The 22,683-nt window shown below is 69.1% G+C and carries 19 protein-coding genes; 6 read left to right on the forward strand and 13 right to left on the reverse strand.

Going from position 1 to position 22,683, the window contains the following annotated elements:
• Nucleotides 1-8: 8 nt before the first annotated feature.
• Both H4W30_RS38615 and H4W30_RS38620 read right to left on the reverse strand, forming a co-directional pair.
• The gene (locus H4W30_RS38615) at nucleotides 9-3,236 is read right to left on the reverse strand and encodes a beta strand repeat-containing protein (RefSeq protein WP_192747265.1); all 3,228 of its coding nucleotides are present in this window, start codon (nucleotides 3,234-3,236) and stop codon (nucleotides 9-11) included.
• Nucleotides 3,237-3,428: 192 nt separating this feature from the next.
• Nucleotides 3,429-4,436: a hypothetical protein gene (locus H4W30_RS38620; RefSeq protein ID WP_192747266.1), complete on the reverse strand. Its 1,008-nt coding sequence runs from the start codon at nucleotides 4,434-4,436 to the stop codon at nucleotides 3,429-3,431.
• Nucleotides 4,437-4,707: 271 nt separating this feature from the next.
• Here H4W30_RS38620 and H4W30_RS38625 point away from each other — a divergent pair, with 271 nt between their 5' ends.
• Genes H4W30_RS38625 through H4W30_RS38635 form a run of 3 tightly spaced genes read left to right on the forward strand, consistent with a single transcriptional unit; the run spans nucleotide 4,708 to nucleotide 7,723 of the window.
• A complete protein-coding gene (locus tag H4W30_RS38625) occupies nucleotides 4,708-5,904 on the forward strand; it encodes an AI-2E family transporter (RefSeq protein WP_192747267.1) in 1,197 nt (398 codons plus the stop codon).
• Entirely contained in the window at nucleotides 5,901-7,067 is a 1,167-nt protein-coding gene (macS, locus tag H4W30_RS38630; RefSeq protein ID WP_192747268.1) for a MacS family sensor histidine kinase, read from the forward strand. Before H4W30_RS38625 ends, macS begins: the two co-directional genes overlap by 4 nt.
• Nucleotides 7,064-7,723 (forward strand): response regulator, encoded by a 660-nt coding sequence (locus tag H4W30_RS38635; protein WP_126734717.1) that lies wholly within the window; start codon nucleotides 7,064-7,066, stop codon nucleotides 7,721-7,723. Before macS ends, H4W30_RS38635 begins: the two co-directional genes overlap by 4 nt.
• Here the strand turns inward: H4W30_RS38635 and H4W30_RS38640 are convergent, their stop codons facing one another.
• Nucleotides 7,724-8,755, reverse strand: a complete 1,032-nt coding sequence (locus tag H4W30_RS38640; RefSeq protein WP_192747269.1) for a hypothetical protein — start codon at nucleotides 8,753-8,755, stop codon at nucleotides 7,724-7,726.
• A gap of 84 nt (nucleotides 8,756-8,839) precedes the next feature.
• Between H4W30_RS38640 and H4W30_RS38645 the strand changes: the two genes are divergently transcribed.
• Entirely contained in the window at nucleotides 8,840-9,502 is a 663-nt protein-coding gene (locus H4W30_RS38645) for a DUF1707 SHOCT-like domain-containing protein (RefSeq protein ID WP_192747270.1), read from the forward strand.
• On the opposite strand, the gene H4W30_RS38650 is transcribed toward H4W30_RS38645, so the two are convergent.
• From H4W30_RS38650 to H4W30_RS38685, 8 genes are all read right to left on the reverse strand, one after another.
• The gene (locus H4W30_RS38650) at nucleotides 9,499-10,902 is read right to left on the reverse strand and encodes an MFS transporter (RefSeq protein ID WP_192747271.1); all 1,404 of its coding nucleotides are present in this window, start codon (nucleotides 10,900-10,902) and stop codon (nucleotides 9,499-9,501) included. The genes H4W30_RS38645 and H4W30_RS38650 overlap by 4 nt on opposite strands.
• 105 nt (nucleotides 10,903-11,007) lie before the next feature.
• On the reverse strand, nucleotides 11,008-12,642 hold the full coding sequence (ptsP, locus tag H4W30_RS38655; RefSeq protein WP_192747272.1) for a phosphoenolpyruvate--protein phosphotransferase: 1,635 nt from the start codon (nucleotides 12,640-12,642) through the stop codon (nucleotides 11,008-11,010).
• A 68-nt stretch (nucleotides 12,643-12,710) separates the two neighbouring features.
• Nucleotides 12,711-13,571 (reverse strand): ribokinase, encoded by an 861-nt coding sequence (locus H4W30_RS38660; RefSeq protein ID WP_192747273.1) that lies wholly within the window; start codon nucleotides 13,569-13,571, stop codon nucleotides 12,711-12,713.
• A 305-nt stretch (nucleotides 13,572-13,876) separates the two neighbouring features.
• Nucleotides 13,877-14,707 carry a hypothetical protein gene (locus H4W30_RS38665; RefSeq protein ID WP_192747274.1) on the reverse strand — a complete coding sequence of 277 codons (831 nt, stop codon included), beginning with the start codon at nucleotides 14,705-14,707 and terminating at the stop codon, nucleotides 13,877-13,879.
• A 51-nt stretch (nucleotides 14,708-14,758) separates the two neighbouring features.
• Nucleotides 14,759-15,520, reverse strand: coding sequence for a DUF6346 domain-containing protein (locus H4W30_RS38670; protein WP_192747275.1), 762 nt, complete (start codon nucleotides 15,518-15,520; stop codon nucleotides 14,759-14,761).
• 53 nt (nucleotides 15,521-15,573) lie between these two features.
• A complete protein-coding gene (locus H4W30_RS38675) occupies nucleotides 15,574-16,650 on the reverse strand; it encodes a WXG100 family type VII secretion target (protein ID WP_192747276.1) in 1,077 nt (358 codons plus the stop codon).
• Nucleotides 16,643-16,984: a hypothetical protein gene (locus H4W30_RS38680; RefSeq protein ID WP_072029392.1), complete on the reverse strand. Its 342-nt coding sequence runs from the start codon at nucleotides 16,982-16,984 to the stop codon at nucleotides 16,643-16,645. Before H4W30_RS38680 ends, H4W30_RS38675 begins: the two co-directional genes overlap by 8 nt.
• 23 nt (nucleotides 16,985-17,007) lie before the next feature.
• On the reverse strand, nucleotides 17,008-17,556 hold the full coding sequence (locus tag H4W30_RS38685) for a YbaB/EbfC family nucleoid-associated protein (RefSeq protein ID WP_192747277.1): 549 nt from the start codon (nucleotides 17,554-17,556) through the stop codon (nucleotides 17,008-17,010).
• A 190-nt stretch (nucleotides 17,557-17,746) separates the two neighbouring features.
• Between H4W30_RS38685 and H4W30_RS38690 the strand changes: the two genes are divergently transcribed.
• Together H4W30_RS38690 and H4W30_RS38695 are read left to right on the forward strand one after the other, a co-directional pair.
• A complete protein-coding gene (locus H4W30_RS38690; RefSeq protein WP_126734726.1) occupies nucleotides 17,747-18,118 on the forward strand; it encodes a hypothetical protein in 372 nt (123 codons plus the stop codon).
• 29 nt (nucleotides 18,119-18,147) lie between these two features.
• A complete protein-coding gene (locus H4W30_RS38695; protein ID WP_192747278.1) occupies nucleotides 18,148-18,867 on the forward strand; it encodes a TetR/AcrR family transcriptional regulator in 720 nt (239 codons plus the stop codon).
• Here the strand turns inward: H4W30_RS38695 and H4W30_RS38700 are convergent, their stop codons facing one another.
• Together H4W30_RS38700 and leuS are read right to left on the reverse strand one after the other, a co-directional pair.
• Nucleotides 18,868-19,605: a 3-oxoacyl-ACP reductase family protein gene (locus H4W30_RS38700; RefSeq protein WP_192747279.1), complete on the reverse strand. Its 738-nt coding sequence runs from the start codon at nucleotides 19,603-19,605 to the stop codon at nucleotides 18,868-18,870.
• A gap of 90 nt (nucleotides 19,606-19,695) precedes the next feature.
• Nucleotides 19,696-22,542: a leucine--tRNA ligase gene (gene leuS / locus H4W30_RS38705; RefSeq protein WP_192747280.1), complete on the reverse strand. Its 2,847-nt coding sequence runs from the start codon at nucleotides 22,540-22,542 to the stop codon at nucleotides 19,696-19,698.
• Nucleotides 22,543-22,683: the final 141 nt, after the last annotated feature.

Here is a 22,683-nt window from a genome sequence, read left to right on the forward strand (position 1 = left end):
TGGCAGGTTCACATGGTGTGGAACTTCTTGCCGGTCAGGGTGCCGATGAAACGCTGGAACATGCTCAGCGGCGACGAGTCGACGTTCGCCAGAGCCGGGACCTGCGCGGTCGGCATCGCCGGGGTGCTGTTCACCGCGGGCAGGGTGCCCGTGGTGGGCAGCTGCACCGGCAGCGCACCGGCGGTGGGCAGCGCACCCGCGGTCGGCAGGGCACCGGCCGTGGGGAGCTGCACCGGCAGGTTGCCGGCGGTGGGCAGGTTGCCCGCGGTCGGCAGCTGCACCGGCAGCTTGCCCGTGGTGGGCAGGCCCTTGGTCAGCGCCGGGAGGGCCGGCAGCTGGGCGACCTTGGGGGCGTCCGCACGAGCGGCGTCACCGGGCAGGCCCGGGGTGTCCGGCAGGGCCGGGAGACCGGGCAGGGCCGGGGTGCCGGGCAGCTCGGGCAGTTCCGACTTCGGCAGCGTCGTCGGGACGGCGGTCAGCTGCTTCAGCGCGGTCAGACCGGCCACCTGCACGGGCAGGGTGGCCACCTGGGGCCCGTCGGCGCGGGCGCCACCGAGCTCCGGGGTGGTCGGGAACGGCAGCGCGGGCAGCGCGTTGATCGGCATCTCCGAACCGACCGAGTCGGTGAAGGCGCGGGTGAACTCCTCACCGTTGATCTCGGTGAAGTCCTCCGAGTTCTCGTCCGCGATCGCCAGGACCGGGATCTCGAACTCGTTCAGCGGCACCACGAAGACGAACGGGTGGTGGAAGTTGAAGCCCGAGAGGGCCGATCCGCTGCCGTCGGTGATGCTGTCGCCACCGGCCTGGCCGGTGATCATGCTGGTCGCTTCGGTCTCGGACACGGCACCGGCCACCGCGACGGCGTTGCCGAACACCTCGGGGTCGACCGCGGCCGGGATGTCGAGGATGTTGCCCGAGAGCGATCCGTCGAGACCCGAGGTCTCCACGTCGCCACCCGAAAGGGCGTCGACGGTGTTGGAGCCTTCGGCGTCGGCGATACCGGCGGCCGCGACCGCGTCGTGCGTGATCGGCACGATCGGCAGCGCCTGCACGCCGATGATGTTGCCCGAGACCGCGCCTTCGTCACCGTTGGTGGTGGCGTCGCCGCCGGCCTCCGACAGGACGTCGCTGACGCTGTCGCCCTCGGCGATGCCCGCACCGGCGACGCCGTGCCCGGTCAGCGGAACCGCGCCGCCGATCGGCGTCTGGACGATGTTGCCCGCCAGGGCGCCTTCTTCACCGGTGGCGGTGGCGTCGCCGCCCGCGTTCGAGTCGGTGAGGTTCGTGCCCTCGCCCGACGCAATGCCGCCGAGCACGGCGGCGAAGTTGTGCGCCTGGACCGGCAGGGAGACCGGGCCGTAGACCAGGTTGCCCGAGCCCGCGCCACCGTCACCGGTCGCGTTGACGTCGCCGCCCGCGTTGGAGGTGGTGTCACCGTCGGCGCCACCGTGGCCCTGGCCGATGAACGCGCCACCGATCCCGAACGCCTGCACCGGCAGCGAAACCGGCACGGTGCCCAGGTTGGAGCTGAGGAAGCCGTTGTCGTCGTTGGTGTTCCCACCGCCGCCGCCGGAGACGACCTTGGTCTCCTCGGCCGAGGCGGTGCTCTGGCCGATGAACGAGCCGCCCACGCCGAAGACCTCGGCCGGAACCGCGGCCGGGACCTGGACGATGTTGCCCGAGCCGGACGAGTCGTTGCCCGTGGTGCCGTCGTACGCGCCGGCGGTCACGGTCTTCGTCTCGGACGCCTCGGCGGTCGCCTGTCCGATGTGCGAGCCGGCGACGCCGAACACCTCGGGGGCCAGCGCGGCCTGGGTGTTGACGATGTTGCCGGCCAGGGTGGAGTCGTCACCCGTGGTGTGGCTGCCGTTGCCGGCGTTCGCGTCGACGGTGTTCTCGCACGACGCGACGTTCGCGCTGCCGATGTAGGTGCCCGCGATGCAGGTCACCTCGACGGGAGCGGCCACGGCCGGGTCGACGATGTTGCCGCCACCGGCGGAGCCTTCACCCTCGGTGCTGACGAAGCCACCGGCGTCGACGGTGCTCGACTGGCTGGTGCCGCCTTCGGTGCCGGTGTTCGCGAGACCGATCCAGCTGGCGGCCACGCCGCCGACGTTCGCGACGTCCGCGGTCTGCGGCACGATCGCGTTACCCGCGACGGCCGAGTCCTCGCCGGAGGTCTGCACGTAGCTGGGGACGTCGGCCCAGCCCGGGGTGGTGTCACCGGCGGTGGCGTCCGCCGACGAGCTGCTGTTGGAGTTCGCGAGCGAACCCCACGCGGCGGCCGCGTTGTCGTTGACCTTCACCGGGAGGGCGATCGGCACCGCGCCGACGTTGCCGCCGAGGGCGGAGTCGTCACCGTCGGTCTCGACCCAGCCGCCGGAGGTGGCCTCGGTCTCGGCCTCGTAGCCGGAGCTGTTGGCGTTGCCGATGATCCAGGAGGCGGCGTTGCCGGTGACCTGGACCGGGGTGGCGAACTGGCCGGCCACCACGTTGCCGGACAGGGCGGAGCCCTCGCCGTCGGTGGTGATGTTGCCGGTCTCGGTGGTGCTCTGGCTGGCGGAACCGCCGACCACGCGGCCGGTGCCGCCGGCGAGCCCGCCGGCGTTGCCGGCGATCTGCACGGGCAGCGCCCAGTCGAGGGACACGACGTTCCCGGCGAGGCTGGAGTCCTCACCGGTGGTCTCGATGTCCTGGTTGTGCGCCCAGGTCTGGTCGTGGGTGCCACCCTCGACCTCGGCGTCGCCGATCACGCCGATGGCGTTGTCGACGATCTGGATCGGGACGACGACGTCACCGACGACCTTGTTGCCCTTGAGGATGTCGTCCGTGGTGGTGAAGCCACCCTCGGTCAGCCCACCGCTGACCTGACGGGCCGAGTCCTTGGCGGCCAGCGGCGCGGGGACGGCGCCGGTGGTCGGAAGGGACGGGAGGCCTCCGCCGATGCCGTCGGTGCCGCTGCCCGGCGAGGAAGCCGAGTCCAGCGCGTCCGAAACGGGCTTGGTGACGGCCTTGGTGCTGACCTCGCCCTTGTAGCCGGGGAGGTCGGCCTGGCCGAGGGGCGTGCCAACGGCGTTGTTGTCGATCTCGATGGGAACGGTGACGTTCGCGTCGAGCGGGGAGGCCGGGGTGTCGGGGTTGACCTGTTCGTCAGCCGAGGCGATGCCGGTGCCCAGCATCAACAACCCACCCGTGACCAACGCGGTCTGGAGTCCGCGCTTTGCCCAGGATTGCATGGGGTTTTTCTCCTTCATTTCGGGTTCCCTTTCGGGTCTGAGGAGGTGCCGTTCGAGAGGCACCAGAGGGGGTGGAGCGAATGCGGGCGCACAAAAGCGCACCGCCGTTTCGCGGGGATCAGGAGCGGACGCGAAGCCAAGCCCGGGATCGGGAGGCGTGAGGCGCGTCGGCTACCCCGCGGAGGGAGGTGTTCAGTCGGGAGTGACGCCGGGCTGCGAGCCCGGGGTGAGCGGCATGTACCGCGTGCCTGCCAGCGCGTAGCCGGTCAGGGAACGCTCGACGGCGGCGGCGACCCAGGCGGGAACGCCGTGGGTCAGGCCGTCGAGGTGACCACCGGGGGCGGAGCCGCCGGGGACAGTCGGGAAGGAAGGCGCGGCGGGAAGCGGCGCCGGGGTGATCGGACGCGGGAGGTCACCACGGTGACCGTCACGCGCCGGAGCGTCCTCGACCTGATCGAAGGCGCCGTGCTGCTGCACGAGGGCCGGCATCGGGAGGACGGTCTCGAAGGAAGCGGGGAACTGGGTGGTCGCCAGCTGCGCGAAGTCGGTGACCTGCTCGCCGGCGCCGACGGTGTCCAGCGGCGACCCGGGGTTCACCGGGGTTTCGCCGACCGGGAGCTCCGGGACGAGGTCGCCGTGTCCGTTCGGGTCGAGGAGATCCCAGACCTTGCGGCCGAAGTCGGGCGACGGGGCGATGGTCTCGTCCAGCACCTGGCGGGTGTCCTGCGGCTTGCGCACGATGTGCTCGACGGCGCCGAGGGTGCGCTTGACCGGGGTGACCACCGAGTTGTCCGCGAAGTCGGTGACCGCGTCGCTGACGCGCGTCGAGACCTCGTGACGGTCGGCGCGGAGGTCGCCGCAGTGGTGCTTCTTGGCACCGGACTCGTTCTCGCCGGGCATCGACCACGTGGTGGCGTCCTGCTGGCTTTCGCCGCACATCGCACCGGCGACGTCACCCGCGAACTTCGAAGCGCCGTGGGAGACGTCGGTCAGTCCGGCCGCGGTGGCGTCGGTGACCGGGGTGACGCTGGTTTCGGGAGCGGAGACCACCGGGGCGATGTCCGCGGAAGCGGAAGCGCCGGAAACAGCCCACGCGGCGGCGGAACCGGCGACGGCGCCGCCGAGCACGAACAGCGCACGCGAAGCGAGACGGCCGAAGCGCGTCGCGCCCCGCCCCTCGTTCTTCGCCGCGTTCGTCACTCGGTCTCCTGTCGCATCGGTTCGTGGTTGCGGGACCGAGGTAAGCAAAGTGCGGAAGGCCCGCGCGACTTTGAACCACCTTGATGGCACGATCGTGTGAAGAACACACGGTGTAACCCGAAATCACGATCGGTGATCAGGGCTGGCGGGGCCCGGTTACTCCGGAGTCGATCGGATGCCGATGTGTCAAGCGTCGCATCGGGCGAATCCGACCCGTGCGCGTCGCCCGGAAAGTTCAGGAAACGTCGCCTCGGACCGATACGGTGAGCGCGTGAGCGAGCCCCAGCGCAAACAGCCGGAATTCGACCCGGCGAACCCGTTCCTCTCCGAGTCCACCGAAGACGTCACCAACCTGGTGCCCCGCGGCCTGCGGATCGGCGCGGCGTTGTCGTGGCGTTTCATCGTGGTGATCGCCGCGCTCTACGTCATCGTGTTCCTCATCGGCTATCTGTCGGTGGTCGTGATCCCGTTGTCGATCGCGCTGCTGCTCGCCGCGCTGCTCGCGCCGGCGGTCTCCAAGCTGACGGCGCTGAGATTCCCGCGCGGGCTCGCGGCCGGGATAGTGCTGATCGCCGGGCTCGCGGTCCTCGGCGGGCTGCTGACGTTCGTCGTCGCGCAGTTCTCCTCCGGCCTGCCCGAACTGCAGAAACAGCTGACGGAGAGCCTCAACCAGATCAAGGTCTGGCTCATCGACGGGCCGCTGCACCTGCGCCAGGAGCAGATCCAGGAGTTCATCAACCAGGCGATCAGCTTCCTGCAGAACAACCAGGCGTCGATCACCACGACCGCGCTCACCACCGCGGGCACGGTCGGCGAGATCGTCACCGGCTTCATCCTGACGCTGTTCATCCTCATCTTCTTCCTCTCCGGCGGCGACCAGATCTGGAAGTTCCTGGTCCGCGGGGTGCCGGGCCGCGTGCGGAACCGGGTCGACGTCGCCGGGCGGCGCGGCTTCGCGTCGCTGGTCAGCTACGTGCGCGCGACGGCGGCGGTGGCCGTGGTCGACGCGGTCGGCATCGGCATCGGGCTGGCGATCGTCGGCGTGCCGCTGGTGATCCCGTTGGCGACGCTGGTGTTCCTCGGCGCCTTCATCCCGATCATCGGCGCCGTGATCGCCGGTGCGGTCGCGGTGCTGATCGCGCTGGTGACGAAGGGCATCGTCGGCGCGCTGATCGTGCTGGCCATCGTCATCGGCGTCATGCAGCTGGAAAGCCACGTGCTGCAGCCGATCCTGCTCGGCCGCGCGGTGAAGCTGCACCCGCTGGCCGTGGTGCTCGCGATCACCGCCGGTCTCGTCGCCGCCGGGATCGCCGGCGCGCTGCTCTCGGTGCCGCTGCTCGCGGTGCTCAACGCGGGGATCCGCTCGCTGCTGCACGAACACGATCCCGATCCGGAGGAGATCGACGTCCTGCGGGATCAGGCGGCGCAACCGAACGACGCCGGGGAAGAGTCCGAAGCCAAGTCATGACCGAGACCCCGCTCTGGCGTGCGGTCTCGGCGCTCGGCACGCGGGACCCGGCCACTCCGCTGTGGCGCGGCGTGATCGTGCTCCGCGTGACGACGCTGCTCTTCGCGCTCGGCTCGTTCGTCGTCCATTACGACGGCTACGCGAACAAGTGGCTGGCGTGGACGTCGTTCGGCCTGATGACGGTGTGGACGATCGTCAGCAGCGTGTTCTACGCGCGGCCGTCGAGCCGCTGGCCGTGGCTGGTCGGCGTCGATCTCCTGCTCACCGTCGCCCTCATGTTCACGTCGGCGTGGATCCTGACCACCGCGCAGTTCGACGCCAACGTCCCGCTCATCACGACGGTGTGGGCGGCGGTCCCGCCCGCGGCCGCCGGCACCCGGTTCGGCGCGGTCGGCGGGGTGCTCGCCGGGCTGGTGGTCTCGGTGGTCACCGGGCTGGTGCGCTGGCGGTTCGACGTCGACGTCGCGCGGGACGGCTTCCTGCTGACCGCGAGCGGGTTCGTGATCGGTCTCGCCGCGACCATGGCCCGCCGATCGGCCGACGCGCTGACCAGGGCGTTGCGCATGGAAGCCGCGACGGCCGAGCGGGAGCGGCTCGCCCGCTCGATCCACGACAGCGTCCTCCAGGTGCTCGCGCGGGTGCGCAAACGCGGCGCCGAATTCGGCGGGGAGGCCGCCGAGCTGGCAAAACTGGCCGGTGAGCAGGAGATCGCGCTGCGCGCGCTGGTCACCACCGAGCCGACGCATCCGAGCGAGAACGGGACCACCGACCTCCGTGCCGCACTGCAGCTGCTCGCGACGCCGTCGGTGCAGGTCTCGACGCCCGCGGGCGAGGTCCAGCTGCCCGAGCACGTGACCTCGGAGCTGGTGGCCGTGGCGCGCGAGGCGCTGTCGAACGTCGAGAAGCACGCGGGCGAAGATGCGCACGCCTGGGTGCTGCTGGAGGACCTCGGCACCGAGGTCGTCGTCAGCGTCCGCGACGACGGGCCGGGAATCGCGCCCGGCGTTTTGGAACGCGCGGCGGCCGAGGGACATCTAGGTATCGCGGAGTCCATCAAGGGACGCGTGCGGGATCTGGGCGGAAGTGCCGCCCTGGACACCGCGCCCGGCCAGGGCACGGAATGGGAAGTCAAGGTTCCAGTCGCGGCGAGGGGAAAGCGATGACCGGTGAGGCTCGGGTCTCGGTGATGGTGGTCGACGATCATCCGATGTGGCGGGACGGGGTCGCGCGCGACCTGGCCGAGCACGGTTTCGACGTGCGGGCCACCGCGCCGGACGCGCCCGCCGCGGTGCGGATCGCGCGTACGGTCCGGCCCGACGTCGTGCTGATGGACCTCAACCTCGGCGAGACCTCGGGGGTCGACGCCACCCGCGAGATCACCTCGGAACTGCCGTCGACCAAGGTGCTGGTGCTGTCCGCGAGCGGCGAGCACAGCGACGTCCTCGAAGCGGTCAAGGCCGGGGCGTCCGGCTACCTGGTGAAATCGGCTTCGGCGAGCGAACTGGTGGACGCGGTCAAGCGGACCGCCGCGGGTGACCCGGTGTTCACCGCCGGGCTCGCCGGCCTCGTGCTCGGCGAGTACCGCCGCATGGCCGACGCGCCGGACGACGGGCCCGCCCCGCCGCGGCTGACCGAACGCGAGACCGACGTCCTGCGCCTGGTCGCGAAGGGGATGACGGCGCGGCAGATCGCCGAGAAGCTCGTGCTGTCGCATCGGACGGTGGAGAACCACGTCCAGTCGACGCTGCGGAAACTCCAGCTGCACAACCGCGTCGAGCTGGCCAGGTACGCCATCGAGCACGGGCTGGACGAGGAGTAGTCAGCCCTGGCCGATCGCCACCACCCGCTGGTTCCGCTCGGCGGGCAGCGGGGTCTCGACGACCGTCCACTGTGGCCGGTCGAGGCGCCAGTTCGCGACGACGTCGGCCGCGATCACCAGGTCGCCGGTCTCGGTCCACTCGATCGCGACCCGTTTGAGCTCGGTCGCGATCGGCATCGCGGGCGCGTGTGTCCAGGTCAGCGTGTCGAGGGCAAGCACCCAGACGTCGGCCGTCTGCGTCGCCGTCCCCGCCCAGGCGGGGTCGCCGAACAGCACGGCGACCTTGTAGCCATCGCGGCTCGGCACCACCTGGCCCGGTTTGCCGTTGGCCACCGGCCACCGGACCGAAGTGCGCTGGTCGTTGCGCAGGTCGAGCACGGAGAACTCGGTCAGTTCGGCGAGGAGCATCCGCTCCTTGGTGATCGCCAGCACCCGGGGGAACTGGTGCACGGCGCGGCCGGTGGCGGGGTCGATCAGCACGTCCTCGGCGCTCGCCGTCCCGCTGTTCACCGTGATCAGCAGCCCCTTCGGCACCTCTTGGCGCACGGCTGTCGTGCAGCTCGCCGGACGACCGCGGTCCCGCTCCACGCCGAGCAGGGAGACGTACTGGAGACGGCAGAGGTCGTTGCCGTCGTCGCGGATCAGCCAGACGCCGGTTTCGTCAGCCGAAGGGGCGACACTGCGGGCCTTGCCCAGCTTCCACGGCTGGTTCTGGGGATCGCCGTAGACGAGCACTTCGGACGGCTCCAGGCACGACGGCCCGCAGCGGGCGGCCGACAGCACGACCGGGAACTTGCCGACGCGGAGGACGTCGTTGACCCGGTCTCCGCCCGGTGCGCCGGGAAGCGGGGTGGTGGCGCCGGTGGCGGGATCGAGCACCGACGGCGGCGACGTCGGCATGACGAGCCGGAAACCGGTGTAGTCCACCGGAACGCCTTCGAGTTTCGACGGTGGCGGGGTCGTCGGTGGTGGCGGGAAGGTCGGAGGTCTTTCCTCCAGGGCGCATCCGGCCAGCAGGAGGACGGCCGCCACCAGGGCGGCACAGGGAAGAAATGCGGGTCTGTTCAGGGTATTTCCCCGATCTCGCGCGTGAGAATCGGTTCTACCATTCCTGGCATGGGCGAGGAAGAGCAGTCGACGACCGAGACCAAGCCGTTGACCGGGCGGGACATCCGGGTCTCCGACGCGGAGCGCGAACACGTCGTCGAGGTGCTCCAGAAGGCGATCGGCCTCGGGATGCTGAACCTCGACGAGTTCACCGAGCGGACCGACCGCGCCCTCGCCTCGAAGACCCGCGGTGAGCTGAACGCGGTGCTCACGGATCTGCCCGGCCTGGTGCACCCCGAGGCGGGGATGGTGCCGCGGCAGCAGCAGAACCCGTGGGCGCCGCCCGCTCAGCACGCGTACGCGCAGGCGTCCGGGCAGGTCATGGAGCTCAACGGCAAGTACTCGGCGTTGCAGCGCAACGGGAACTGGCTGGTCCCCGAGTCGATGGTGATCCGGAACAAGTACGGCGCCACGAAACTGGACTTCTCCCAGGCCGAGATCCGGTACCCGGTGGTGCATATCGAGCTGCAGGCCAAATGGGGTCCGGTGGAGATCACCATCCCCGAGAATGGCGCCGTCGACACCAACTCGATCACCGACATCAAGTTCGGCAACCTCGACGATCGGACGCGATCGAACGGCCGCCCCGGCACGCCCCGGTTCGTCATCACCGGGCGCGTGCACGGGGGGTCGCTGATCATCAAGTACCCGCGGCGGGGTTTCTTCGGCTAGATGTGGCGCAGGTGCCGGAGCACGAAGTACGCGACGGCCGCCAGCACCAGCGCGGCCAGCCCGGACACCGCGTGCATCCCGCTGGCGAACGCGTCGTGCGCGGGGACCGCGTCGGCGAGCCGAGACTGGGTGACGGCGTTGCCCAGCGTCCCGACGGTCGCGATACCCAGCGCGTAGCCGAATTCGTTGCCGGTCTGTGAGAGCGAGGCCGCCGAACCGGCCTTCTCCGGCGGCACGGACCCGACGACCAGATCCGTGCCCAGGGTGATCAGCGGGCCGCCGCACAGGCAGGTGATGGCGAAGGCGATCGACGGGAGCACCGGACCGGCGCCCGCCTCGACCTGCGTCAGCAGCAGGAATCCGGCGATCGCACCGGCCAGGCCGGTGGCGATCAGCGTCGCGGGGCGGATGCGGCGGGCCAGGATCGGCGCGCCGAGGAAGCTGACGGTCGAGGCGAGCATGCCCGGCAGCAATGCCAGCGCGGCACCGACCGGCGAAAGCTCCAGCACGATCTGGAAGAACTGCGCGACGAAGAGCATGGTCGTGCCGCCCAGCATGGAGAACGCGCACATCCCGCCCAACGCCGTCGAGAACGCACGGCCGCGGAACAGCGTCAGGTCGATCAGCGGGTCCTGGAGGATTCGCTGGCGCCGCGCGAACACCACGCCGAAGCCGAGACCGATCAGGAGCGAGGCCACCGGGACCGTGTGCACACCCTCGCGGGCGAGTTCCTTGATGCCGTAGACCGCGGGCAGGATCGTGACCAGCGAAAGCGCGACGCTCGCGAGGTCGAGGCGGCCCGCGTTCTCGTTGCGGTACTCGGGCAGCAGCTTCGGACCGACCACGAGCAGCAGGACCATCGCCGGGACGCCGAGCAGGAACACCGAACCCCACCAGAAGTGCTCCAGCAGCACGCCGCCGACCATCGGCCCGACGATCGCGCCGACGGTGAAGCAGCCCGCCCAGATGCCGATCGCGAGGGAACGCTGGCGGCTGTCGGTGAACAGGTTGCTGATCAGGGCGAGCGTCGACGGTGCCAGCGTCGCACCGGCGATCCCGAGCAGCGCGCGGGCGGCGATGAGCATCAGCGCGCTCGTCGAGAACGCGGCGAGCACGGAGGCCAGCCCGAACGCCGTGGCACCGATGAGCAGCAGTTTCCGGCGTCCGATGCGGTCGCCGAGGGTGCCCATGGTGACCATGAACCCGGCGATCATGAAGCCGTAGACGTCCATGATCCACAGCTGCTGGGTGCTGTCGGCGCCGAGGCTCTGGCTGAGCTTCGGCAGCGCGAGGATCAGCACGAAGACGTCGAGAGAGACCAGGAAGGTCGGGAGGGCCAGCACGGCCAGCCCGACCCATTCCCGGCGTCCAGCCCGCGTCGGGGTCATGGTGGTCGTCATGGTCCGGTCCTTTCGTCGCTTCGGTGTCTTTCACCTAGGCGTCGAAGTGGTGGACCGGATTTCGACATGCCCCCGGATCTTTGTTCGGGGAGCGGGGGACCTTTGCTACCGCTTGGCGGCGGCCTGCCTCGCGGCGACCGGGTCCGCGGTGGCCAAGACGGCCTCGGCCAGTGCCTCGCATTCGGCCAGCGTCGTCGCCGCCAAGCTCGCGCCGACCGCGCGCACGGCCGGCGCGTTCATCGACAGACTGGTGAGGCCGAGCCCGGCCAGCACCAGCGCGAGCCTCGGGTCGGCGGCGGCCTCACCACAGACACCGGCGGGCTTGCCGGTGTCCTTCGCGGCCTGGCCGATGACCTTCAGCAGGCGCAGCAGCCCGGGCTGCCACGGGTCGTTGAGCTTGGCGACCGCGCCGAGCTGGCGATCCGCGGCGAAGGTGTACTGCGCGAGGTCGTTGGTGCCGACGGAGACGAAGTCGACCGCGTCGAGGATCTCGCGGGCGGCCAGCGCGGCGGCCGGGATCTCGATCATCACGCCCACGCGGGCGATTCCGGCGGCGCGGGCGCGCTCGGCGAACCAGGCGGCCTCGTCGGCGGTGGCGACCATCGGGGCCATCACCGAAACCTCGGCGCCGGAGTCCTGCGCGGCACCCGCGATGGCCTCGAGCTGGCGATCGAGGATCTGGGGCCGGTCGAAAGCGACGCGAAGGCCGCGTACGCCGAGCGCCGGGTTGGGCTCGTCCTCGGGCTCCAGGAACGCGAGCGGCTTGTCGGCGCCCGCGTCGAGAGTGCGGACGACGACCGGCTTGCCGCGGAACGGCGTGAGCACGGCGGTGTAGGCCTTGCGCTGCTCTTCGACGCTCGGCTCGGCGGACGCGTCGAGATAGCAGAACTCGGTGCGGAAGAGGCCGACGCCTTCCGCGCCCGCCTCGGCCGCGGCCTGGGCATCGGTGGCGGAACCGACGTTGCCGAGCACCTTCACCCGGTGGCCGTCGGAGGTCGCGCCGGTGCCGTCCCACTCGATCGCGCCGGTCTTGGCGGCCGTGATGACCTCGGCGTCCGGGTCCGCGACCTCGACGACCCCGGTGTCACCGTCCACCGCAAGCGCTTGCGCGTCGAGCGCGAGGACGCCGCGGACCGCGACGACGGCGGGAATGCCGAGCGCGCGGGCGAGGATCGCGGTGTGGCTGGTGGGGCCACCCTCTTCGGTGACGAGCGCGAGCACCTTGTCCGGGTCGAGGCCCGCGGTGTCGGCGGGCGCGAGGTCGCGGGCGACGAGCACGCTCGGCGAGTCGAGGTCGGGAACGCCGGGCGGCGCGATGTCGAGCAGTTCGGCGATGAGCCGGTCTCGCACGTCGAGGACGTCGCGGGCCCGCTCGGCCATGTAGCCGCCCGCGGCCGCGAGCGCGTCGGCGAACTTGCCCGCCGCCTGGTGCACCGCGCGCGGCGCGGGCAGGTTCTGGTCCTTGACGAGTTGCTCCGCCGAGGAGACGAGCGCCGGGTCGGCCGCCATCGCCGCGGTGGTGATGAGGATCGTCGCGGCCTCGCCAGTCGCCGTCTCGGCGAGCTTCTCGAGCCTGCCGGCCACGATATGCGCGGCCGGGGCGATCCGGGCGGCCTCGGCGGCGGAGTCGGCCGGCGCCGGCGTGCTCGCGGGTTCGCCGAGCGGCTCGGCGACCCGGACGACAGGACCGCTCGCGCGGCCGGGACTGACGGCGACCCCGGACAGTGACTCAGACGGCATGGTCTAGACCATATCTCATAGGCGGCGTGACCTGGCTCATAGCCACCAGCAGAACACAGAAGGGGACATCATTCCAGTTCGGACGCCGTCGGATACGAAGGCTGAGCACCCTGGCGGGTCACGGTGATCGCCGCCACCTTCACCGCCTTGCGCGCCGCGTCGGCCAGCTCGTCGCCCTTCGCGAGCGAGGTGGCGAGCGCTCCGGCGAAGGCGTCACCGGCACCCGTCGTGTCGACGGCCTCGACCTTCGGCGACGGCACCTCCGTCACCCCGTCCGCGGTCACCACCGCCGCCCCCTTCGCGCCGAGCGTCACGACCGCGGCCTTCGGACCGAGGTCGAGCAGCTTGGGGAAGTCCGCCTCGCCACCGAGCAGGAAGGCGGCCTCGTGCTCATTGACCAACAGCACATCGAGCCCCTGGAGCGTCTTCGCGGAGAGCTCGGCCGCCGGCGACAGGTTCAGCAGGGTCTTCACTTGGTGTTCTACGGCCTGCGCAACGGCGTGCTCGACGGTTTCGAGCGGGATCTCCAGCGACAACACCACGACCTCCGCACCGTCGAGGTCGACGTCCTCGGGCCGCAGGCTGGAATTCGCGCCGGGGGAGACGAGGATCGAGTTCTCTCCGTCGGGCGTGACCGTGATGTACGCGATCCCCGTCGGACGCTCGCTCGTGCGCAGCGAGCTCGTGTTCACCCCGGACTCGGCCAGCGACCGCTTGAGCAGCTCGCCGTACGGGTCGTCGCCGACCGCCCCGAGCAACGCGACGTCGGCGCCGAGCCTGGCCGCGGCGACCGCGGTGTTGGCGCCTTTGCCACCCGGCGACAAGACCGTGTCGCCACCCAGTACGGTTTCGCCACCACCCGGCCGCCGGTCGACCGGGACGACGAGATCGGCATTGGCGGACCCGATGACCAGCACCTGAGAAGTCATGGCGGAAACGATGCCATGACCAGCAGTTGTCCGGTCATGCCCCTTCTCCGGGCGAAGATGTGAAGAACTTTGTAACTTTCTCGGCGGATGGTGCGACAATCAGGCGAGCAGCGGAACGCCGTCACTCTTTCGGGGGATAACCTTCCCCCGGGCGTCACTTCGGCGATCACGCCCGCTCTTGAGATGCGTTGCCGCTTCAAGCGGTGACGTTGCCCCGATCCCGGCCTGTGCCGGGAAGAGGGCATCGGGTCGCCGGCGTCGATCACGTAGCCCCCCGAGTGATCGGCGCCGGCGGCGCCCCGGCTTCAGGCTGCTGTTCGCCCTGGTCGATCGAGCACCACGTCGCCCGCGAAGGCGGATCTTGCTTTCAGCGTCTCTTTCAGCCGCGCTGCGGCGGCTGTCGTGATCTTCTCCGCGAGAACCGACCGGACGCCATCGGTCCGTACCGAAACCCTGACGTACCTCCGGCCGTGTTCCGACGGAACACGCTCGAACTGGATCTGCTGGAGGTTCGAGAGAAGCACATCGACCGGTGGAATCTCACGCGGTACGACATGCCTTGGGGGCGTGTCGCGCTCGAACCAGGTCAGAGAATCTTCGTCCACCTCGAGATAACCGGGCGTTCCCCGGAATCGAGTCTTGTGAAGAACGACGCCCCAGGCCACAGTCGCGAGCACGACTACAGGCGACAGCCAGACGGGCGCGGAATCAGCGGATTGCCGTAGAACGAACAGCAAGACGATCAGAGCGTAGAGCCCGGCGAAACCGAGGATTCTCGCTCCGGGCATCCGGCCTGACCGGATCTTGACCGGCTCGTCCGCTCGCGAGGCTTCCACGTCCACACTCTGCGAGACGGATCGCCCGTCTTTCCACCTCACCAGACGGGGCTCGGGGCTCCTGCCGGGGCCGAAACCACTGCGCGAAAGTTCGCGCGAGCGCCAATGCACCAAGCCAGGGCGAAAACCTTCGATCGCTTCCGACGCCGACTCCGCCTCCTCCATCGCGATTTCCGGAGTCAGGAGGACACCGTGTTTCGAGGGCCGTCTGTACTCCTCGAGAAGGTTCTCCCTTGACGCCTCGTCGGCCAAGGCCAAGTGGACGCTGATCCGTCCAGGGCTCGCGCGTTCGTCGAACACGACAGAACGCAGGTCCTCCCACGGCAACATCAACGCTTCCGACGAACCGTCCTACTGCCTGATCCCCGCTTCCGTGAGTTCGATCGTCCTTACATCGCCGGGCTTGTCCGGCGCGAAAGCCCACCAAGCCGCAGCGGCTATGAATCCGATTCCGAGCAGCACGATCGAGAGGGCCGCGGCGAATCCCCAAAGATCGCCGCTCAGGCGGCTGTGGACGTAGAACATCCACACGCCGATCAACAGTGAGAAAAGGCCGCTGAAGCCCAGCACGGTGGCTCCGGTGGGCGAGCGGCGCTTCGGCTTCGGAGGAGCCTTGAGCCGGATGCTGACCTGCTGCGCCTCCTCCCGCGAGGCAACGGTTTCGGGTGCTTTTCGACGCCGGAGCCGGGCGAACACCCACAAGACGGAGACGAGCAGCGGAATCAAGGCAGCCAGTACCGCGAGGAAGTCGACCACCAGGATCACGAGCCCGGCCACATGCAGCAGGCGATAGGGATGTGCGACGTCGCGTTGCCAGTGTTCGCCATTTCGCTGAACGCCGACCACATTCGTCCCATCGACCGGTGTCAGTTCGTCGGGGTCGAACTTGACGACACCGATCGAGTGGCCGTTCACCGTGACCTCGGCATCACACTCCCAGAAGTAGCCGAAGCCTTCAGAGGAAACGGGACCTCGGCGATCACAGGTCTTGATCATCGCCGAAGCGTCGTCGACCACCGTCGGTCCGGTGTTGTTCTCCGGCGACCCTGCCAAGCGGAACATCGTCAGGCAGACGAAGAAGAGCAAAGGCCCGATCACCAGTGCGGTCGCCACCGCCGCGGCGAGCGCACCCGCGCCGATCGCCTCGGTCCGGCTTGCCCTTTTCATTACAGCGAACCGGAGATCCGCTGCTCACCAGGCTGGTCGAATACCGGCTCGACGCCGTCCTTGCGAACCGGCGAAGCAGCCGTCCTTCCGCCGCCGCTGCCGATCACTCCACTGTCCTTGGGCTCGATGGTGGTGTTCGTCTTGTCGCGCTGTTTATCCAGGTCGCTCTGGTTGTTGTCACTTCCGACACCGACGTCGAGAACGCCCTTCACGGCTTCCTTGATCGCCGCGCCACCGAGACCTGGAACGACTTCCTTGGCCATGTGGCTGAGCCCCTGACCAACACCCTTCGCGTACTTGCCGAACCCCTTCGCGATGGATTCCAGTGCCTCGCCAAGGAGTTTGAGAATGCTCTTGGCGTTCGAAAAGGCCTTCATCAGGCGCTGAACCTGCCCCATTGCCTTCCGCGCCTGCTTCACGGCGAACGGAACACCTTCACCCGCAAGGGCTCCGGGATAGCCGGGCGGCGGGTACCTGAGCAGAATGAAGATGATCTTGGCGAGGGTATCGGTGATGAGGTCGCGGATGAGTGTGCGGACGACGTCGAGGATCGTCTTGCAGATCTCCACGACGGCACCCGCGTTGCTCGCGGCGTCGGAAAGCGCACGATAGGTGTCCAGCTGTTCCTGGACGTACTCGCGGTACCGGTCTGCCACCTGACCGGTCCAGTCCATGGTGTTCTTACGGACCTCGTCCGTGAGTTCCTCCGCCATCTTCTGGACGTCTTTGCTGATGGTGGTCCACTTCTGCGCTTCGAGATCCAGCGCGTCCTGATCACCGGTGACGTAGTCGAGCGGTTCCTTCAGAAAGTCGACATGCTCGATGACCCAGCCGAACCCCCAGCTCAGAAGAGACTCGAACGGGTTGCCGCCGGCGGCGATCATGCCGATGTCGACGCCCGCACTACCCAGACTGAGCAGGCCTTCCGTCCAGTCACCGTGGACGAGCTTCTCGATGCCGCCGATGGTGTCCTGAATCGCGCCCGCACCTTCCAGGGCGCTGTCGACGACGTACTTCTCCGAGTCCGTTTCCTTCGTGGCGTCCTGGAGGATCTGGTTCGAGCCCGGCTCAGCCATGCTTCACCTGCCCCGCACGGTTGACCAGATCCTGGGCGGATTCATCGTCGACCCGGCGCGCCTGAGCCCACGCTCGGACCGTGTCCACGTGGTGATTTCCAGCATCGACTGCGGCCTTGAGAGCTTCGACCGCCTTGTCCGCGGCTGTGTTGCACCATGCGTCGAGCTGGACGAGGTCGCCGATCAGACCGAAGTCCTCGGACTTGATCCGGCTCGTCTGGTCAGCGCTCAATGCGGTCTGAAGCAGCTCCAGAGTTTTCTCGACCTGCTTGGCGTGCTCGTCGATCCGGACCGGATCGACGTTGAAGCCCTGCTTACCTTGTGGCTGCCCCATGTTTCCCTCCCTCAAGAACCCGCTCAGCGCAGGAAGTCGCCGCCGGTGAAGTAGTCGTCTTCGTGGTCCGTCTGCTGCCTGCGCGCGGCGCGCGGCGGCGCGGGCGGAGTCGGAGGGGTGGGCGGCTTCGGAGCGGGAGGGGGCGGAGGCGCGTCGAGTTCGTCTTCGGCGACGAAGCGGTCGTCCTCGTCCGCCTCCTGGTGGCCGCCCTCGACGTAGCCCGTCGGTTCGGGTTCCGGGTACTCGTTGTGCAGCTGGTTGACCAGCTCGTTCATGGTCTCGGTGCCCGCGATGGACGGCACGCCGGTCTGCACCGCGCTCGCGAGTTTGCTCTGCGCGCTCTGGACGACGCGGAGGATCTCCTGCGCGAGCGCGGGGTTGTCCCGCACGGACGGGCCGATCTCCAGGCCGACGAGGTTTCCCGCGTGGTTGACCTTGACCGAGATCTGGCCGTCCTTGCTGCGTTCGGACACCGAGACGCTTTCGATCTCGGTGCGCATCTGATTCGCCTTCCGCTGGGCGTCGGCCAGCTTGGCCTCGAAATCAGCGAAGAGCTGCTCAGGGTTCGACACGCGAACCTCCCCTGTTCACGTCGTAGCCGTTCGGCGACCGAGTGTGGCATACCCGTCTGACATCGGGGAACGTTTGGCGCATATCCACAGCCCGGTCGTGTGGATCACCACAGCGACCTCCGGTTTTCCCTACCCGATCCGACGGCTTACCCCATGTTTACGCAGGTCAGCCAGCCCTAGCGTGTCGGATATGACGATTTCGGACTGGAAACGCGCGATCTACGCGCTTCTCGTGCTGCCGGGGTATCTCGGTGGCGCGAAGGTCCAGCGCGGGCTCGCGCGGCGCTGGCTCGGGCAGGAGGGCGGGGCTCGGCCACGGTTCGTGGCGGCCTTCGGTCCGAGCGCGGTCGCGTTCCTGCTCGCGTTGCTGCTGTTCTACCTCGTCGGGCGCATCGCGACCTACGGGCTCTTCTGGACCGGGAGCGACCCGGAGGGCACGTGGGGTGGGCCGACGCTGGCGGGAGCGTGGATCGTGCACTTCCTCATCGCCGCCGGAATGGCCGTTCCGATCTTCCTGGCGCTCCGGCCGCTCACGAGGCTTCAGGCTCGCCTTCTGGGGTGATCCCCGTACTGACCACCTAGAATGCCCGGATGACCAACCCCAGCCGCAGGGTCCGCGAGCGGGCGGCGACGGATCAGGACATCCGCCGGACAGCGCGGACACTTCTGGTCGAGCATGGCCCGGAGGCCGTGACCCTGCGGGCGATCGCGCGCGAGCTCGGCATCACGGCGCCGGCGTTGTACCGCTACTACGGTTCCCGTGACGATCTGGTCGAGCATCTGCGCGCGGACGTCGTCGCGGATCTGGCGGCCGGGCTCGCCGAGGACATCGCGCAGTTGCCGGACGAGGGCGCGCTGCAACTTTTCGCCATCTGCAAGGGATTCCGGCGGTGGGCGCTCACGCACACCAAGGAGTTCACGCTGGTCTTCGCATCACCTGCGGGCGACGACACGTTGAGCAGGCTGGACGAGCCGTTCGGGCGGATCTTCCTGGCGGCGGCGGGGCAGGTGCTCGCGACACACGAGCTGGTGACGCCGTCGAACGACGTGGTCCCGGCCGAGCTGCGAGACGACCTCACGTCCTTCCAAGAGGAACTGCTCGCCGTGCTGAAGGAGTCCGGCGCGACGTTCCCGCTCGAAAAGCTCGACCTCGGCGTGACGTACCTGATGATCCAGTTCTGGGCCCGGCTCTACGGGCACGTCACGCTCGAGGTCTTCGGCAACTATCCGATCCCGTTCTCGAAACCGGACGTCCTCTTCGAGGCGATGCTGGCCGATCTCGCACGCGAGATCGGCCTGTCCACCGAGTAGCTACGCCGCGTGCCCGCCGTCGACCGAGACGGTCGAGCCGGTCACGTACTTGCTTTCCGGCCGCGCCAGGAACGACACGGTCGCGGCGACCTCCGACGGCGAGCCGTAGCGGTCGAACGCCGTCAGGCTCCGCTGGTCGGCGGCGTACGGGCCGTCGGCCGGGTTCATGTCGGTGTCGGTCGGTCCGGGGTGGACGATGTTCACGGTGATGCCGCGCGGCCCCAGTTCCCTGGCCAGGCCCTTGGTCATGCCCAGCAGCGCGGTCTTGCTCACCGCGTACAGCGACATCCCGGGGCCGGGCACCCGGTCCGAGACGCAGCTGCCGATGCTGATCACGCGCCCGCCGTCGCCGAGGTGCCGGGCAGCGGCCTGGGTGGCCACGTAGACACCGCGGACGTTGATCGCGAGCACGCGGTCGATGTCCTCCAGGCTCGTCTGGTCGAGCGGGCCGACGAAGCCGACGCCCCCGTTGTTGACCAGCACGTCGAGCCTGCCGAACTCGGCGACCGCGGTGTCGACCGCGGAAACCATGGCCGTGGCGTCGGCGCTGTCGGCCTGGATCGCCAGCGCGCGGCGGCCGAGCGCCTTGATCTTGTCCACGACACCGGCCGCGAGTTCGGCGTTGCTCTGGTAGGTGAGCGCGACGTCGGCGCCGTCCTCGGCGAGCCGGATCGCCGTGGCGGCACCGATCCCGCGGCTGCCGCCGGTCACCAAAGCCACCTTGCCGTCGAGGGTCATGAGGGTGTTCTCCGTTCGATTTCGTTGTCCTTGAACAACTCCATCGAATCGCCTCACGACCCTCGACGCTGGCGCGTTTCGGCCACGGCGTTACAGCACGATGTTGACCAACCGTCCGGGCACGACGATCACCTTGCGCGGCGTGCCGTCGCCGACCAGCGCGGCGACCTTCTCGTCGGCCAGCGCGGCCGCCTGCACGGCGTCCTTGCCCGCGTCGGCGGGCACGGTGACCCGCGAGCGCACCTTGCCGTTGACCTGGATCGGGTACTCCACGGAGTCCTCGACCAGGTACTTCTCGTCGACGACCGGGAACGGCCCGTGCACCAGGGAATCCGCGTGACCCAGCCGCTTCCACAGCTCCTCGGCCAGGTGCGGGGCCAGCGGCGCCAGCATCAGGACCAGCGGCTCCACCAGTTCCCGCGGCGTGGCCTCGGCCGAACCGTAGGTCTTGGTGACGTAGTTGTTCAGCTCGATCAGCTTCGCGCCGGCCGTGTTGAACCGCATCTCCGCGTAGTCCTCGCGGACCCCGGCGACCGTCTTGTGCAGCTGCTTGCGATCCTCGTCCGTGGCGTCCACATTGGACACACGCAGTTCGCCGGTCTCCTCGTCGACGACCAGGCGCCACAGCCGCTGCAGGAACCGCTGCGCGCCCACGACGTCCTTGGTCGCCCACGGCCGCGAGACGTCCAGCGGGCCCATCGACATCTCGTAGAAGCGGAAGGTGTCGGCACCGTAGTCGGCGGCCATCTGGTCAGGCGTCACGACATTCTTCAGGCTCTTGCCCATCTTGCCGTATTCCTGCTTGACCTCTTCGTCGCCGAAGAAGAACTTGCCGTCCCGCTCCTCGACCTGGTCGGCCTGGACGTAGACACCGCGCGCGTCCGTGTAGGCGTAGGCCTGGACGTAGCCCTGGTTGAACAGCTTCCGGTACGGCTCCTTGGACGACACGTGGCCCAGGTCGAACAGCACCTTGTGCCAGAACCGCGAGTACAGCAGGTGCAGCACCGCGTGCTCGACACCGCCGACGTACAGGTCCGTGCCGCCGGGGTCGTCGACGCCGTGTTCGGCGGGACGCGGGCCGACCCAGTAGGACTCGTTCTCCGGCGCGACGAACACGTCCGGGTTGGTCGGGTCCAGGTACCGCAGCTGATACCAGCAGGAACCCGCCCAGTTCGGCATCGTGTTGATGTCGCGACGGTAAGTCTTCTTGCCCTGCCCCAGGTCCAGTTCGACCTCGACCCAGTCGGTCGCGCGCGCCAGCGGCGAGGACGGCGTGCTGTCCTTGTCCTCCGGGTCGAACGTCACCGGCGAATAGTCGGCGACGTCGGGCAGTTCGACCGGCAGCATGCTGTCCGGCAGCGGGTGGACCTGGCCGTCCTCGTCGTAGACGACGGGGAACGGCTCGCCCCAGTAGCGCTGGCGCGAGAACAGCCAATCGCGCAGCTTGTACTGGACGGTGCCGCGGCCGTGGCCGTTCTCCTCCAGCCAGCCGATCATCGTCTTCTTGGCCTCGTCGACGCCCATGCCGTCCAGGAACCCGGAGTTGATCGCGGGCCCGTCGCCGGTGAACGCCTTGCCATCGAAGCCGTCCGACGGCTGGACGGTACGGATGATCTCCAGGCCGAACTTCTCGGCGAACTCCCAGTCACGGGTGTCCTGGCCGGGGACCGCCATGATCGCGCCGGTGCCGTAGCCCATCAGGACGTAGTCGGCGACGAAGACCGGGATCTCCTTGCCGTCGGCCGGATTCACCGCGTAGGAGCCGGTGAAGACACCGGTCTTCTCCTTGTTCTCCTGTCGGTCCAATTCGGACTTCCGCGCCGCCGCCGCACGGTAGGCGGCGATCGCTTCGGCGGGCGTCGCCGCGTCACCGGTCCAGCGGGCGTCGACGCCTTCCGGCCAGGTGGCGGCGGTCAGTTCGTCGACCAGCGGGTGCTCGGGCGCGACCACCAGGTACGTGGCGCCGAACAGGGTGTCGGGGCGGGTGGTGAAGACCTCGATGCGCTGCTCGCCGGCCTCGAACGACACGCGCGCACCGTGCGAGCGGCCGATCCAGTTGCGCTGCATGGACTTGACCTTTTCGGGCCAGTCCAGCAGGTCCAGGTCGTCGACCAGGCGGTCGGCGTACGCGGTGATCCGCATCATCCACTGACGCAGATTGCGGCGGAACACCGGGAAGTTGCCGCGCTCACTGCGGCCCTCGGAGGTGACCTCTTCGTTCGACAGCACCGTGCCCAGGCCGGGGCACCAGTTCACCGGCGCCTCGGACAGGTAGACCAGGCGATGCGAGTCGATGATCTTCAGCTGCTCGGCGCGGGTCAGCTCGCACCAGTTGCGGCCATCGGGCGTGCGGTGCTTGTCCTGCGCGTACTCGGTCTCCAGCTCGACGATCGGCCGGGCCTTGCCCGCCTTCTCGTCGTACCAGGAGTTGTAGATCTGCAGGAAGATCCACTGAGTCCACTTGTAGTAGTCCGGATCGATCGTCGAAATCCGGCGACGCTCGTCGTGACCCAGGCCCAGGCGCCGGATCTGGCGCAGGTAGGTCTCCATGTTCTCTTCGGTCGTCTTGCGCGGGTGCTGCCCCGTCTGCACCGCGTACTGCTCCGCCGGCAGGCCGAAGGCGTCGAAGCCCATCGTGTGCAGCACGTTGCGGCCGATCATGCGGTGATACCGCGCGAAGACGTCGGTCGCGATGAAGCCCAGCGGGTGCCCGACGTGCAGGCCGGCGCCCGACGGGTACGGGAACATGTCCTGGACGAACAGCTTGTCCGACGGGACCTCTCCGCTCTCGTCCGCGAGCGGGCCCACCGGGTTCGGTGCGTGGTAGGTGCCGTGGTCGGACCAGTAGTCCTGCCAGCGCTGCTCGATCTGGCCCGCCAGCTCCGCGGTGTAGCGGTGCTGAGGGGCCGCGTCGGCGCCTTCGCTCGCCTGGTTCATCGCCGAAATCCTCCGTGCTCATCCACGTCAAGCCACTCCAGAAACAACTCGACCCCTCAGCCCGGAGGGCATGAGGGGTCGCCGCGCTGGTCCCGGCCGTGGGGCCGAGTTCAGCGCGGCAGGCTAAGGAGCAGCCGAGCC

The sequence above is a fragment of the Amycolatopsis roodepoortensis genome (assembly GCF_014873915.1).
Classification (GTDB): domain Bacteria; phylum Actinomycetota; class Actinomycetes; order Mycobacteriales; family Pseudonocardiaceae; genus Amycolatopsis; species Amycolatopsis roodepoortensis.

Excerpts from the sequence above, each read along its gene's own strand:
- H4W30_RS38615 (WP_192747265.1), bottom strand. The coding sequence starts at position 3,236 with ATGCAATCCTGGGCAAAGCGCGGACTCCAGACCGCGTTGGTCACGGGT.
- macS (WP_192747268.1), top strand. The coding sequence starts at position 5,901 with ATGACCGAGACCCCGCTCTGGCGTGCGGTCTCGGCGCTCGGCACGCGG.
- H4W30_RS38635 (WP_126734717.1), top strand. The coding sequence starts at position 7,064 with ATGACCGGTGAGGCTCGGGTCTCGGTGATGGTGGTCGACGATCATCCG.
- H4W30_RS38645 (WP_192747270.1), top strand. The coding sequence starts at position 8,840 with ATGGGCGAGGAAGAGCAGTCGACGACCGAGACCAAGCCGTTGACCGGG.
- H4W30_RS38650 (WP_192747271.1), bottom strand. The coding sequence starts at position 10,902 with ATGACGACCACCATGACCCCGACGCGGGCTGGACGCCGGGAATGGGTC.
- ptsP (WP_192747272.1), bottom strand. The coding sequence starts at position 12,642 with ATGCCGTCTGAGTCACTGTCCGGGGTCGCCGTCAGTCCCGGCCGCGCG.
- H4W30_RS38660 (WP_192747273.1), bottom strand. The coding sequence starts at position 13,571 with ATGACTTCTCAGGTGCTGGTCATCGGGTCCGCCAATGCCGATCTCGTC.
- H4W30_RS38675 (WP_192747276.1), bottom strand. The coding sequence starts at position 16,650 with ATGGCTGAGCCGGGCTCGAACCAGATCCTCCAGGACGCCACGAAGGAA.
- H4W30_RS38680 (WP_072029392.1), bottom strand. The coding sequence starts at position 16,984 with ATGGGGCAGCCACAAGGTAAGCAGGGCTTCAACGTCGATCCGGTCCGG.
- H4W30_RS38690 (WP_126734726.1), top strand. The coding sequence starts at position 17,747 with ATGACGATTTCGGACTGGAAACGCGCGATCTACGCGCTTCTCGTGCTG.
- H4W30_RS38695 (WP_192747278.1), top strand. The coding sequence starts at position 18,148 with ATGACCAACCCCAGCCGCAGGGTCCGCGAGCGGGCGGCGACGGATCAG.
- H4W30_RS38700 (WP_192747279.1), bottom strand. The coding sequence starts at position 19,605 with ATGACCCTCGACGGCAAGGTGGCTTTGGTGACCGGCGGCAGCCGCGGG.
- leuS (WP_192747280.1), bottom strand. The coding sequence starts at position 22,542 with ATGAACCAGGCGAGCGAAGGCGCCGACGCGGCCCCTCAGCACCGCTAC.